This window comes from Mesoterricola sediminis (assembly GCF_030295425.1).
Lineage (GTDB): Bacteria > Acidobacteriota > Holophagae > Holophagales > Holophagaceae > Mesoterricola > Mesoterricola sediminis.
Genome location: NZ_AP027081.1, coordinates 1,789,885 through 1,803,086, shown reverse-complemented (window position 1 = coordinate 1,803,086; position 13,202 = coordinate 1,789,885). Strand labels below are relative to the sequence as shown.

The following is a 13,202-nucleotide window of genomic DNA, read 5'->3' as shown; positions in this document are numbered from 1 at the left end:
GAGGCGGGCCTACCGGAGGAGCGAGGCGTACAGGTCCAGGTACTCCTGGGCGCTGGCCTTCCAGCTGAAGTTCCGGGTCATGGCGTGGCGCTGCACGCTCGCCCAGGCCTTGGGATCCTCCCGGTACAGGCGGCAGGCCCGGCCGATGGTCTCGCCCAGGATCCAGGAGCTGGCCTCCTTGAACACGAAGCCCGTGGCCGTGGAATCCATGAGGGAATGGGCGTTGGCGTCCACGACGGTGTCCGCGAGCCCCCCCGTCTTGCGGACGAGGGGGAGGGAGCCGTAGCGGAGGGCGTAGAGCTGGGTGAGGCCGCAGGGTTCGTGGCGGCTGGGGACGAGGATCACGTCCGAGCCGGCCAGGATGCGGTGGGCGAGGCCCTCGTCGTAGTCCAGGACGGCCGCGACGCTGTCGGGGTGGGCCTCCGCCGCGGCCTGCAGGGCCGCCTCCAGGCGGGGGTCCCCGGTGCCCAGGACGACGAGCTGGGCGTCGAGCTGGATCAGGTACGCGATGTTCTCGATGACCAGGTCCAGGCCCTTCTGGTCCACGAGGCGGCTGACGACCCCGAAGAGGGGCCGGTCCGGGGACTCGGCCAACCCGGTCTCCCGCTGGAGCAGGTTCTTGGCCACCTTCTTGCCGGACATGTGCCGGACATCGTAGTGGTGCTGCAGGTGCGGGGTCGCGGCCGGGTTCCAGACGTCGTAGTCCACCCCGTTGAGGATGCCGGACAGGTCCCGGCGCCGCCGGGCCAGGATGCCCTCCAGGCCGAAGCCGGCCTCGTGGTGCTGGATCTCGCGGGCGTAGGTGGGGCTGACGGTGGTGATGCGGCTGGCGTAGGCCAGGCCGGCCTTGAGGAAGTTGATGCGGCCGTAGAACTCCGCCCCCTCGGGGTGGAAGAGGGTGGGTCCGATCCAGAGGGCGGGCAGCAGGGAGGCCGGATAGAGGCCCTGGTAGGCCATGTTGTGGATCGTCATGACCGACCGGGGGCCGGTCACGGCGTCCTGGGCCATGTAGGCCGGGGCGAGGGCGGCCTGCCAGTCGTGGGCCTGGACGATGGCCGGTTGCCAGCCGCGGCCGTCCCCGTGGAGGCCCACCTGGGCGCAGGCCCAGGCGAAGGCCGCGAAGCGCAGGTGGCTGTCGCCGGCCTCCACGTAGGGGCCCCCGTCCCGGTTGAAGAGGGCCGGGTGGTCCAGGAGGTAGATGGGCACCCCCGAGGCGGTCCGCCCCTGCAGGAGCCGGGCCTCCCCCTGCCCCAGGAGATCGGGGAAGGTCCGCACCGGCTCCAGGCCCTCGACCCCCGCCAGGAGGCTCCCGAAGCCGGGCAGCATCACGCGGGCGTCGGCGCCGAGCTGCCGCTGCGCGACGGGGAGGGCCGCCATGACGTCGCCCAGGCCCCCCACCTTCACGTAGGGGAAGATTTCAGATGCCGCATGGAGGATTCTCATCGCGTTCCCTGGAGGCGGTCCAACATCCGCTGCGATATCAGGGTTGCACCACCCGCGGTGCGATGGAAGCGCCGGGCGTCGGCCTCGGGATCCTGGCCCGCGACGAGCCCCGGGGGGATCCGGCAGCCGCGGTCCACGATGACGCGGTGGAGCCGCGCGCCCTCCCCGATGTCCGCGTCCGGGAGCACGACGGCCTCGTGGAGGTAGGCCTGGGAGTGGGCCCGGGCGCCCGAGAAGAGGAGGCTCCGGTGGACGGTGGCACCGGAGACGATGCACCCCGCGGAGACCAGGCTGCTGATGGCCACGCCGTTCCGGTGGGGGTCGCTGTGCACGAACTTGGCCGGCGGGGACTGCTCCAGGCGGGTGTACACGGGCCAGGCGGCGTCGTAGAGGTTGAGTTCCGGGTCGACGCTCGTCAGGTCCATGTTCGCCTCCCAGTAGGCGTCCAGGGTGCCCACGTCGCGCCAGTAGGGGGCCTTGTCCAGGTTCGGCACGCAGCTCCGCCCGAAGCGGTGCGCGAAGACCCGGGCGTGGGGCACGAGGAAGGGGATGACGTCCCGGCCGAAGTCGTGGGAGGAGCCCGGGCGGATCGCGTCCTCGGCGAGGCGCTCGTAGAGGAAGCTGGCCTTGAACAGGTAGATGCCCATGCTGGCAAAGGCCAGGCCGGGCCGGCCCGGCACCGGCCTCGGGTCCAGCGGCTTCTCCGCGAAGGACAGGATCCGGTCGTCCTCGGCGGCCTCCACGACGCCGAAGTCCCGGGCGGCGTCGAGGGGCACCTCCAGGCAGGCCACGGTCACGTCCGCGTCCTTTTCCAGGTGGTCCTCCAGGAAGAGGCGGTAGTCCATCTTGTAGATGTGGTCCCCCGCGAGGACGAGCACCGTCTCGGGCCCGTGGCGGCGGATGTTCTCCAGGTTCTGCCACACGGCGTCCGCCGTCCCGGCGTACCAGGCGTCCCCCTCCAGGCTCTGCTGGGCGGGCAGCACGTGCACGAACTCGTCGATCCGGGGGTCCAGGAAGGACCAACCGAACTGGAGGTGCTCCAGCAGCAGGTGGCTGTTGTACTGGGTCAGCACCAGGATGCGCCGGATGTGCGAATTGACGCAGTTGCTGAGCGTGAAGTCGATGATCCGGTACTTGCCCCCGAAATCCAGGACGGGCTTGGCGATCCGCCGGGTCAGGTCGTGGAGGCGCTTGCCGCGGCCTCCCGCCAGCACCAGGGCCACGGTGCGCTGCGCCGCGAGGAAGACTTCCCGCTGGGACATGGCCGCCTCCGGCCCCCATTGTAGGACGACTGGGGGGAACGGCGCCCGGGAGGGGTCAGGGGACGGCGGGCCCCGCGGCCATCAGATCGGCGAGGGCGGCCCAGAGGGCCTCGGGATCCAGGTCGGCCATGCAGGGGTGGCCCGGAACGGGGCAGTCCAGCTTCCAGCATTCAAGGCAGGCCAGGCCTTCCTTCCGGAAGACCCGCACCCGGGGGCCCCAGGGGGCGGAGTGGCGGGGGCGCGTCGGCCCGTACACCGCCAGGGTCGGGATGCCGCAGCCGGCGGCGAGGTGGGACAGGCCCGAATCCACGCCCACCAGCGCCCGGGCCCCCGAGATCCAGGCGGCCGATACGGCGAGGCCGCCGCGATTGGTGAGGTCCAGGGCCCGGGGCTCCAGGTCCCGGATGGCCCCTGCCAGCGCGCGGTCCCCGTCGCCGGCCCCGAGGATGACCGGGGCGACGCCCGCGTCCGCGAGCCGGCCCGCGAGGCCCGCGAGGCAGGCCACGGAGAGGCGCTTGCTGGGGGAATTGGCCCCCGGCGCCAGCACGGCGTAGGCGTCCAGCCCCAGTTCCGCGCGCAGGGCCGCGGCCTCCGCCAGGGCCCCGGCCCGGGGACGGAAGGGGCGGAAGGGCGCGGGCCGCGCGGCCAGGTCGGGGAAGGCCCGGGCCACCACGTCCGCGTAGCGCGCCACGAAGGGGGTGTCCTGCCGGTAGAAGGCGATGCTGTGGGTGTAGCCCAGGAAGGCGCCCCCGTCCCCGCACCCCAGGCGCAGGGGGATCCGCGCCAGGAGCCCGGCCAGGAGGGGCCGGTGGCTCTTGGGGAAGTTGATCAGCGAAGCCGGGCGGTGCTCGCGCAGCATGCGCGCCGCCTCCCAGGGACTGTACTTGCGCGCGGGTTCGGGCACGGCGGCCGCGTAGTCCGGGCTCCCGTCGAAGAGGTCCACCACCCAGCCCGGGCCCCAGGCCACGAGGGGCAGGCCCGCGGCCCGGAGGGGCGCGAGGGCGGCGTGGATCATCATGGCGTCCCCGAAGAACCGGGGCACCCGGACCCAGTGCGCGCCGGCCGGGATCGCGCCGCTCAAGGCCGTCCCGGGACGGCCGCCCGGTCCTCGCGTAAGATGGTCCATGGATCAAGGATCAAGAAATGCACCTCTCGCGCTCATTCTGCCAGAAATCAGCCCTGGCCGCGGCCCTGGCCCTCCAGGCCGCGGCCCAGCAGGCCTCCTTCACGGCCGCGGACGCGGTCCGGGCGGAATGGAACCGCAAGCCGCCCGCGGTGGCCGCCGACAAGCTCCCGGACGCGGACCGGGCCCGGCTCGAGCGCGCCCTGAAGCGCATCGGCGCCCCCGGGGCCCCCGCGCTCCTGCCGCCCTGGCTCGACCATCCTGAGGCCGCCGACTGGGAGGTCCGCGCCAGGACCGCCCGGACCCCCGAGGACCGCTTCACCGCCCTGCATGTCCTCAACCGCCTGAAATCCAGGCACGCCCTCGAGGCCCTGGAGCGCCTGGAGCCCGGCGAGGCCGCCACCTGGCCCGCCGCCCTCCACCTGGAGGGGCAGGTCGCAGCCGCGCGCATCAACGGCTGCGTCCCCGGACCCGGCTGCGCCGCCTTCCTGGAGGCCCTCCGCAAGGCCGGCAAGACCGATCCCGTGCGCGCGGAGGCCGCCCGGATCCGCCTGGTCCTCGCCGGCCTGGAGAAGGGGGATCCCCGCATGCCGGACCCCAACAGCCTCTGGTACCTGGACGCCTGGAACCGCGGCCCCTGGGAGGCCCGGGCCCAGGTCCACACCGCCCTCCTCAAGGGGGCCCTGGCCAGGCCCTTCAGCCCCGGCCCCGCCCAGCGGCTCATTGAGGGCCTGCCCCTCCAGGCCAGCGCCGAATTCGCCCCGCTGGAGCTCCAGGCCCTGGGCTCCGACTTCCTCCTCGTGAAGCTGGCGGTGCTGGAGCGGCTTTCCAAGCTGCCCACCGTGGCGCCCGAGGTCCTGGCCCAGGTGAAGGACCTGGCGTTCCGCACCTACGCCGGCCCCCTCTGCGGGCCCTGTCTGGGCGTCCTCCGCCGGCACGCGCCGGCCGAGGCCGACCGCTACGGCAAGTTCCTGCTCGGCGTGGACGACCCCCTCGGCCTCGCGGCCGCCATCGACGACATGCCCGCCCCCCCCGCCGACCTGGAGCCGCTGGTGCGGCGCCTCTGGACCCTGGCCAACTACGACGCCGTCCAGGTGTTCCTGCCCGCCCTCGCGCGGTGGAAGGTGCCCGAGGAGCGGCGCCTCGCCCTCCTGAAGCGCTTCCTGGACCACCCATGCTGGACCGCCCGCCTTGACGCGTGGAACCTCCTCGCCCGGGTGGCGCCCGCCACGCCCTGGCCCGCGGCGCCCAAGCCCACCTTCACGGAGGAGCTCATCCGGGACGAGGCGGTCCGGCTGGCCAGCCTGGGGCGGCCGGTGCGCCTGGCCCTGACCTTCGAGGGGGGCGCCCGGGTCACCCTGCGCCTGGACCCCACCGTGGCGCCCATCAACGTCGCCAACCTGGTCTTCCTGGCCCGCAAGGGCTTCTACGACGGCCTCCCCGTGCCGCGGGTGGTCCCCGATTTCGTCGTCCAGATGGGCAGCCCCACCGGCACCATGGACGGCGGGCCGGGCTACACCGTCCGCTGCGAGGACAGCCTGGTGCCCTTCGGCCCCGGCAGCGTCGGCATGGCCCTCTCCGGGAAGGACACCGGGGGGAGCCAGTTCTTCATCACCACCAACGCGACCCCCCACCTCACCGGGCGCTACACCCGCCTGGGCGAGGTGGAGGACCTGGCCGCCGCCCTGCGCGTCCTGGACCAGCTGGACCTGGGCACCCGCATCGAGAGCCTGAAGGTGATCGACGCCCGCGAGGAGGGTCGCTAGGAGCCCGGCCAAGGGAGCGCACGTGTCCCGGAGGTTCGCGCGCCAGGGACCCGGACGCTTCCTCCGCCACCCTCCTGGTCAGGCGTGGACGCCCGGGGCCTCGCGGCCGGTGGCCTCCACGTATTCGGCGTAGGTCCCGGGGTAGAGGACGGGGCCGTCGTGGCCGTCCCCGCCCAGTTCCAGGACCCGGTTGGCCAGGCCCCGCAGGAAGGTGCGGTCGTGGGACACGAAGAGCATGGTGCCCTCGAACCCCCGGAGGGCCTCCACCAGCATCTCCTTGGTGGCCAGGTCCAGGTGGTTGGTGGGCTCGTCGAGCACGAGGAAATTGGGCGGGTTGAACAGCATGCGGGCCATGACGAGCCGGGATTTCTCGCCGCCGGAGAGGCTCCGGACGCGCTTGTCCACGTCGTCCCCGCTGAACTGGAAGGCCCCGAGGAGGTTGCGCAGGACCCCCAGGCCCTCGGTGGGGAAGTCCTTCATCATCTGCTCCAGGACCGTCAGGTCGGGGTCCAGGAGGTCCAGCGACTGCTGGGCGAAGTAGCCCAGGCGGAGGCTGGCGCCGAGGCGGACCGTGCCTGCGTCGGGCTCCAGGGCGCCCGCCACCATCTTCAGGAGCGTGGACTTGCCCGCGCCGTTGCGGCCCATCACGCACCAGCGCTCCCCGCGCCGGACGTGGAAATCGAAGTCCCGGTACAGGACCCGGCTGCCGTAGGCCTTGCCCACGCCCTCCAGCATGACGACGTCCTCGCCGCTGCGGGCCGGGATCCGGAAGTCCCACTTCACGACGCGCCGCCGCCGGGGGGGCTCCACCCGCTCGATCTTCTCCAGCGCCTTCACCCGGCTCTGGACCTGGGCGGCCTTGGCGGCGTGGGCGCTGAAGCGTTCGATGAAGCGCTGCTCCTTGGCGAGCTTGGCCTGCTGCCGGGCGTAGGCCGCTTCCTGGTTGGCCTCCCGCTGCTCCCGCTCCCGGACGTAGAAATCGTAGTTCCCGGAGTAGGTCACGATGTCCCCGCCATCGATCTCCACGATCTTGGTGACCAGGCGGTTCATGAAGTCCTTGTCGTGGGAGGTCATCAGGAGGGTGGCCTGCACGTTCTTGAGGTAGGTCTCGAGCCAGAGGATGGACTCGATGTCCAGGTGGTTGGTGGGCTCGTCCAGGAGCAGCACGTCGAAGCGCCCCAGGAGGACCTTGGCCATGGACACGCGCATCTTCCAGCCGCCGGAGAGGGCGCCCACGTCGCCGTCGACCTGGTCCGGGGCGAAGCCCAGGCCTTCCAGGCAGGCCCGGGCCCGGGCCTCCAGCTCGTAGCCCCCCAGGTGCTGGTACTCCTCCTGCACGTGGCCGAAGCGCTCGATGACGGCCTCCAGGTCCTCCGTCTCCGGGTCGGCCATCGCCCGCTCCAGGCCGGCCAGCTCGTGGTGGAGGTCCCCGAGCCGGCCGCTGCCGGCGATGGCCTCCTCCAGCACGGAGCGGCCGCCCATCTCGTCGACCTCCTGGCGGAAGCAGCCGACCGAGAGCTTCTTCGGGACGGACACGGTCCCCTCGTCCGGGGATTCCTCCCCCATGATCATGCGGAAGAGGGTGGACTTGCCCGCCCCGTTCGGCCCGACCAGGCCGGCCTTCTCGCCGGGGTTCAACTGGAAGGAGGCGTCGATGAAGAGGACCTGCCGTCCGTACTGTTTGCTGACGTCCGAGAACGAGATCAAGCCGGCTCCAAAACCCCAGGGTACCTCACCTCTCGAGGCGGAACGTCACGGTGAGGAGGAAAGTCCCCGGCACGGCCTGCCCGGAGAAAGTGGCGGGGCGGAAGCGCCAGAGGCGCGCCACCCGCACCGCCTCGGCCGTGAGCAGGGGGTGGGGGCCCGACACGACGCGGACGTCGGTGGGGACGCCCTGGGCGTCGATGATGATCCGCATCTCCACCGGGCCCTGCGCCTTCACCAGGCGCGCCAGGCTCGGGTAGACCGGGTCCACCCGGCTGAGCACGGACACCGCCGAGGCGGAGATCTCCACCGGCGCGGAGGGCTGCGGGTCCGGCCGCGGCTGCTCCGGGACCGCGGGCCCCGGCGGGAGCCCGATCACCGGAGGGCCCACGGGGGCCGCGGGGTCCCCCGCCACCTCGTGGGAGCGGTCCTTCATGTCCGTGAGGGCCGTCACCCGGTCGGGCACGACGTTCTCGTCGGCCCGGGGCAGGACCGCCGTGAAGCCCGCGGGGCGGGGTCCGCCCGCCGTCGTGCGCACCGGTTCGGGCCGGGGCCGCGCCTCCGGCTCGAGGGGCATTTCCCAGACGACCGGGCCGCTGCCCGCGACCGTGGGCCGGTGGCTGATCTTCCGGGCAGTGCCGAGGACGCAGCCGCCCAGGGCGGCATAGATGGCGCAGGCCACCAGGAGGCTCTTGACCCGGTCGGGCCGGGGCGCCGCCAGGGCCACGGCGCAGGGGGTGAGGGTGGGGGGCAGGCCTTCGGCGGGCCCGGGGCTGGGGCGGAGCATGGCACCTCCTGGGAGCGGGGGATCCTCGGGCAGGTACGGCGCGGGGCGCGGACCCCCTGGCCCGCGCCCGCTTCCGATTGCCGCAAAGATCGTGTTGCCAAGGTATCGGTCGCCCGCCCGTGCTGGTCAAGGCGGGCCGGGAAAAGTTACCGCGCGGTGATGATCAGCCCCCGGATGCCACGAATGCGTCACGGATCCCCCGTCCTGTCACGGGTTTGTGGAGCGCCGCGCCCGGGCGGGTCGCCAGGGTTGCGCGGCCTTCCTCCAGGCCCGGATGGGGAGCCGGTTGCCAGCCGAATTATAAATATTATATTGTGCTGGGGCCGTGCCTCAGGAGATTCAAGGATGAAATGCGCTGGACGCGGCCTGCTGGCCGCATGTCTCACCTTCGCCTGGGCTGGGGTTGCCCTGGCCCAGCCCGCTCCCAAGGAGCAGGCGAGCTCGTCCACGGGAAAGACGGAGCACCTGAAGGATCTCGTTTTCCCGAGCCGGGGCGTCTACACCTTCCACATGGCCAGGGTGCTGGAGGATGACGGGGGAAATAACGTCACCATCCAGGCTGAAAAATGCACCTTCGGGAATGACAAGCCGTATACCGTCCCCCTGGTCCTGAGCATCTCCGGCGCGTCCATCCGGGACGGCATCCAGGTGTATACGACGGACAACCGTTCAGCCCAAGTGAAGGACTTCAAGTCGGTCCTGGAAATGATCCGTTCCTCCACGGCCAGCGCCCGATTGAGGGGCAATAGCCTCAAGAACTATCTTTTCTGGTGGATGGACATCACCGCCAACGTCCCTTCGCCTTCCGGCTCGGGCTTCACCTGTGGTCTCCTCACCTTGCACGTGCCGCAACGCACCCCGACCAGGGCATGCGCCAGTTCCTCGCCCCACGAGGATTTCGAAGACCGGGATGCCAAGGACAGCGGCCTCCTGGCCCCGAACAGGACCTACATCCTCGACCAGGCCAAGGTGGTCAAGGGATCCAAGGATTTCCTGACCCTCGAAGCGGCCAGCGTCGGATACACCACCGACAAGAATCAGACGACCCCCACCCAGACTGGAATCAAGACGGTGCTTCTTCCCCTGGTGATCGGGGACCAGAAGCAATCGGATCTCTACCTGGGCGCGTCGGCCACGAAAAAGCTGCGCGACTACGACGACCTGCTGGCGGAAGTCAAAAAGGAGGGCGGATGGAATGCCGGCAGCCTGGAAGGCTACGTCTTTCCTCGAATCGTGTTCACCACCCTTGCGAACAGCGACAAGGAAGTCGTCGTCCCGGATCAGACCTTCGATGTGGCCGGATCCTCGAAGGTCGTCGAGTCCATCCTGCAAGTGCGAACAACCTACCTTCTGCGCGACGCCAAGGTGGTGGCGTATTCCAAGGATTCCATCCTCCTCGTCTCGGCCGGCGCCCTCTCCACGCCCTGGAAGAAAAATGAATTCACCAAGTCCGATGTCCAAGTCGTTCGCCTGCATGCGAAGAACGTGATCGGCAGGCCGGTACCCACCACGCTCAAGGATGCCGACAGCACCTCCGTTGACGATTTCGAGGGGCTCCTGAACGTCCTGGAGGATAGGCACAAACTGACCAACAGCACCCTCGTGGGCTTCAGCTTCCCTGAAGTCGAGATCACCACCCTGATTGCGGGGTATGAGGGCCGCGCAGTCATTGGTAGCCAAACGCTCAAGCTCACCCCATCGGAGGCCAAGGCCGAGTGACCGGCTGGGGATCCCCCGCCCGTCCCGGCCCGACATGCTCCGACGTCCATCCCAGGCACGGCGGCAAGGGTGCCAATCCGCGGCGGAATCCCATTCATCCTGGCAATCCGGTTCATCCCTGTTCTCACAGGGCCAACGAAGCATTGGGCCGGCGCGTCCATGACCTGCATGCAGCGACCCATTGCGGCTTCAGCCCTGCGAGGACAGGGATGAATCGGATTGCCAGGATGAATGGGATGAGGAAAACGGTCCTGAGATCACATCCAGGCTCCCAAGCGAAACGGGACCGGGCGACCCAGTATTCCTAGACCACGAGCTTTTCCAGCACCTCGTAGCTCCGCAGGTTCCCCAGCTCCCGGCGCAGGCGGTCCCGGAGGAGGTGGGTCACGGCCCGCGCGGCGTCGCTGCCGCCGGGGTCGGGGCTTTCCGCGGCGGGCAGGGTCCGCAGGGCCCGGAGGTGCTCGCGGGTCCCGGGCGGCAGGGCCTCGCGGGGGTCGGTGGGGGTGCAGGCGGCGCAGCACCAGCCGTGCTCGTCGCTGAAGAGGACCAGGGGCGCCTCGCCCCCGCCGCACCGTCCGCAGAGGCGGGGATGGGGCAGGAGGCCCATGCAGTGGAGGAGCCAGTGCTCGGCGTAGGCCAGGACGGCCAGGGCGCGGCCCGGATCCGCCTTCAGACAGCGTCCGCAGGCCGAAAGGAGCCGGTAGAGGCGGTCGTCCTCCACCCCCTCCCGGGCGACCCGGTCGAAGACGTCGGCGAGGCAGGCGGCGACGAGGCTGGATTCCAGGTGGCCCAGGGTCATGGGCGAGTGCACCAGCTCGCAGCGGGTCACCCGCTTGAGCTCCGCGTGCTCCTTCCCGAAGAAGCTCACCCGCACGAGGCCCAGGGGCTCGAAGGCGCTGACCCACTTCGCCGAGGGCTTCCGGGCCCCCTTCACCACCCCCACCTGCCGCTCCCCGTGCTCCGTGAGGAAGGAGACCACGAGTCCCCCCTCCTGGAAGGGGGTCGGACGCAGGACGATGGCCGAGAGGGTGCTGATCACCCTTCCATTAAACCCGGAGGGGAGGCGGGGAGTCTCATCTTGGGTGGATGAGGATTCCGCCTCTTGAAGGAGAAGGCCATGAGAAGCTCCGCCCTCGCAACCGCCCTCGCGATCGCCGCCCTGCCCCTGGCGGCCCAGGACGCCCCCCGGCCCCGCCCCGACGCGCAGGCCCACGCCATGCGGCCCCGCATGGAGGAGCGCTTCGCCAAGGCCGTGGGCCTGACCGAAGACCAGAAGACGAAGATCGCCGCCATCCGGCAGAAGCACCAGGAGGGCGCCGAGGCCCGGCGGAAGGCCGCCATGGACGCCCGCAAGGCCTTCATGGACGCCTACCGCGGCAGTTCGGCCTCCGTGGAGGACCTGCGCAAGCTCCACCGCGCCGCCTCCGACGCGCAGATGGAGGCCATGCTGGACCACCGGGCCCAGCGGGACGAGATCAGCGCCCTGCTCACCCCCGAGCAGCGGGAGAAGGCCGCCCACTTCCGCGGCGTCATGGAGGGCATGATGGCCGGTCGCGGCATGGGCCGCGGCCATCACCCGGGCATGGGCCCCGGCATGGGCATGGGCCCCGCCCCCAGGTAGGTTATCGTGGGGGCTGGAGCCCGCCATGGCCGCAGTCCCCCGCCCCCTTCCCATCCTGGCCCTGACCGCCCTGCTCGTCCCCGCCTGGACCGCCCAGGCGCCGCGGGAGGACGTCAGGGCCTACCGTTCCTGGATCGCCGGCGAGGAAGCCGGGGGCACCGACAAGCGGGCCTGGAGCGGCCCCGAGGGCCGGATCATCGAGGTCCGGGACTGGATCCGCATTTCGCGCCTGGGCGTGGACATCACCCAGGACCAGACCACCCGCGCGGTGCGCCGGCACGACGGCGCCCTCTCCTTCACCTTCGAGCTCCGCCTGTCCCAGGAGCCCCTGAAGGGCACGGCCACGTGGACGCCGGCGAAGCCGCTCCGCCTGGTGGTCGCCTTCCAGGGCATGCCGCCCCGGGAGGTGGATCTGCCCGAGGGGACGGTGCTCTGGCCCGGCGACGAGGACGACGCCCTCAAGACCGCGGCCCGGGAGCGGCGGCCCGTGCACCTCAAGGGCTACAGCATCGCCACCCAGCAGCCCACGGCCCTCGACCTGGAGCCCGTGGGCCCCGACCCCCTTCCCGGCTTCCCCGACGCCCTCCGCTACCGGGGGAAGGCCCAGGACGGGCCCATGGCCCAGGACGTGGAGGTGTGGATCAGCCCCCGGGAGGCCGAGGTGCGCCAGTCCGGGACCTTCGGCGGGATCCCGCTCCTGGTCCAGCGGGCCTCCCTCCCGGCCCCCGCCGCCGGGGCCCCGGCGGAGGGGTTCTTCGCGCGGACCCTGAAGCGGGTCCCCCCCCATCCCTTCCTCCCCTGGCTGGACACGGTCGACGTCGCCTGGTCCGGCGCCACGCCCCCGGATCTGCCCGAAGGCGGCCTCCAGACCCGCCTGGGGCCCGGACGCTGGCGGCTCCGCAGGGCCCCGGAGCCCGCGGGACCCGCCCGCGCGGAACGCCCGGTCACGGGCGCCCCCTCCGCGGAGGACGCGCCCTACCTGGAGGCCACGCCCCTCGTCCAGTTCCGCGACCCCGCCGTGGCCGCCCTGGTCCGGCGCCTGGGGGCGCCCGCGGGCGCCACGCGCTGGGAGCTGGCCCAGCGGGTCTCCGCCTTCGTGTACGACTGGATCCAGGACAAGGACTACTCCGTGGGCTTCGCCTCCGCGCAGGAGGTCGCCCGCCATCCCCGGGGCGACTGCACGGAGCACGGCGTGCTGGCCGTCGCCCTCCTCCGGGCCCTGGGCGTCCCCGCCCGCGGCGCCGTGGGCTGGATCGCCATGGAGGGGACCCTCGGCCTCCACTTCTGGGCGGAGGTGAAGGTCGGCGGCGACTGGGTCCCCATCGACCCCACCTTCGACATGGCCCCCGCCTCCGCCTTCCGCCTCCGCCTGGGCACGTCGGCCCTGGCCGACCTCGGCAGCGTGGGCTGGGACAACGCCTCGGCGGCCTTCCAGGACGGCGCCTGGCTTCCCGTCTCCGGCTGGGGGGACGAGGTCCGGATCCAGGGCGACACGGTCTTCGCCCCCGGCCTGGCCCTCCGGGCCCAGGGCCCGCGGTGGGCCTTGAAGGACGGGAGCCTGACCCTGGACGGCCACCCCGCCGCGGCCGCGCCCCGGCCCGGCCCCGCCGCGGGCGCCCGGCTCCTCCAGGGATCCAACGGCCGAAAGGGCTGGTTCGCGGACGGCCTCCTCTACGCGGACTGCGGCGGGGGCCGGTGGCTCCGGATCGCGGGCCTGGACCAGGCCGGCGCCCTGCGCCTCCTGGACGCCCTGGAGACCCGCCCCCGCTGAGCGGCC

General features: G+C 71.9%; 10 protein-coding genes. 4 read left to right on the top strand and 6 right to left on the bottom strand.

Going from position 1 to position 13,202, the window contains the following annotated elements; translation table 11 throughout:
- Window positions 1–9: 9 nt before the first annotated feature.
- The 3 genes from glgA to R2J75_RS08010 are packed head-to-tail and all read right to left on the bottom strand — an operon-like array spanning window position 10 to window position 3,786.
- Window positions 10–1,443, bottom strand: a complete 1,434-nt coding sequence (gene glgA / locus R2J75_RS08020; RefSeq protein WP_243332529.1) for a glycogen synthase GlgA — start codon at window positions 1,441–1,443, stop codon at window positions 10–12.
- Window positions 1,440–2,705 carry a glucose-1-phosphate adenylyltransferase gene (gene glgC / locus R2J75_RS08015; RefSeq protein ID WP_243346347.1) on the bottom strand — a complete coding sequence of 422 codons (1,266 nt, stop codon included), beginning with the start codon at window positions 2,703–2,705 and terminating at the stop codon, window positions 1,440–1,442. Before glgC ends, glgA begins: the two co-directional genes overlap by 4 nt.
- Window positions 2,706–2,760: 55 nt before the next feature.
- Complete coding sequence (locus R2J75_RS08010; protein WP_316411464.1) at window positions 2,761–3,786, bottom strand: glycosyltransferase family 9 protein; 1,026 nt, start codon at window positions 3,784–3,786, stop codon at window positions 2,761–2,763.
- Between the two features lie 62 nt (window positions 3,787–3,848).
- Between R2J75_RS08010 and R2J75_RS08005 the strand changes: the two genes are divergently transcribed.
- Window positions 3,849–5,594 (top strand): peptidylprolyl isomerase, encoded by a 1,746-nt coding sequence (locus R2J75_RS08005; RefSeq protein ID WP_316411463.1) that lies wholly within the window; start codon window positions 3,849–3,851, stop codon window positions 5,592–5,594.
- A gap of 78 nt (window positions 5,595–5,672) precedes the next feature.
- Here the strand turns inward: R2J75_RS08005 and R2J75_RS08000 are convergent, their stop codons facing one another.
- Both R2J75_RS08000 and R2J75_RS07995 read right to left on the bottom strand, forming a co-directional pair.
- On the bottom strand, window positions 5,673–7,301 hold the full coding sequence (locus R2J75_RS08000) for an ABC-F family ATP-binding cassette domain-containing protein (protein ID WP_316411462.1): 1,629 nt from the start codon (window positions 7,299–7,301) through the stop codon (window positions 5,673–5,675).
- A 25-nt stretch (window positions 7,302–7,326) separates the two neighbouring features.
- Complete coding sequence (locus tag R2J75_RS07995; RefSeq protein ID WP_316411461.1) at window positions 7,327–8,085, bottom strand: energy transducer TonB; 759 nt, start codon at window positions 8,083–8,085, stop codon at window positions 7,327–7,329.
- 345 nt (window positions 8,086–8,430) lie between these two features.
- Here R2J75_RS07995 and R2J75_RS07990 point away from each other — a divergent pair, with 345 nt between their 5' ends.
- Window positions 8,431–9,804 carry a hypothetical protein gene (locus R2J75_RS07990; RefSeq protein WP_316411460.1) on the top strand — a complete coding sequence of 458 codons (1,374 nt, stop codon included), beginning with the start codon at window positions 8,431–8,433 and terminating at the stop codon, window positions 9,802–9,804.
- A 304-nt stretch (window positions 9,805–10,108) separates the two neighbouring features.
- Here R2J75_RS07990 and recO read toward each other — a convergent pair whose 3' ends face one another.
- Window positions 10,109–10,843 (bottom strand): DNA repair protein RecO, encoded by a 735-nt coding sequence (gene recO / locus R2J75_RS07985; protein WP_243334715.1) that lies wholly within the window; start codon window positions 10,841–10,843, stop codon window positions 10,109–10,111.
- A 78-nt stretch (window positions 10,844–10,921) separates the two neighbouring features.
- On the opposite strand from recO, the gene R2J75_RS07980 reads away from it, so the two are divergent.
- Together R2J75_RS07980 and R2J75_RS07975 are read left to right on the top strand one after the other, a co-directional pair.
- Window positions 10,922–11,425: a Spy/CpxP family protein refolding chaperone gene (locus R2J75_RS07980; protein WP_243346352.1), complete on the top strand. Its 504-nt coding sequence runs from the start codon at window positions 10,922–10,924 to the stop codon at window positions 11,423–11,425.
- Window positions 11,426–11,450: 25 nt separating this feature from the next.
- A complete protein-coding gene (locus R2J75_RS07975; RefSeq protein ID WP_243334711.1) occupies window positions 11,451–13,196 on the top strand; it encodes a transglutaminase domain-containing protein in 1,746 nt (581 codons plus the stop codon).
- Window positions 13,197–13,202 lie beyond the last annotated feature (6 nt).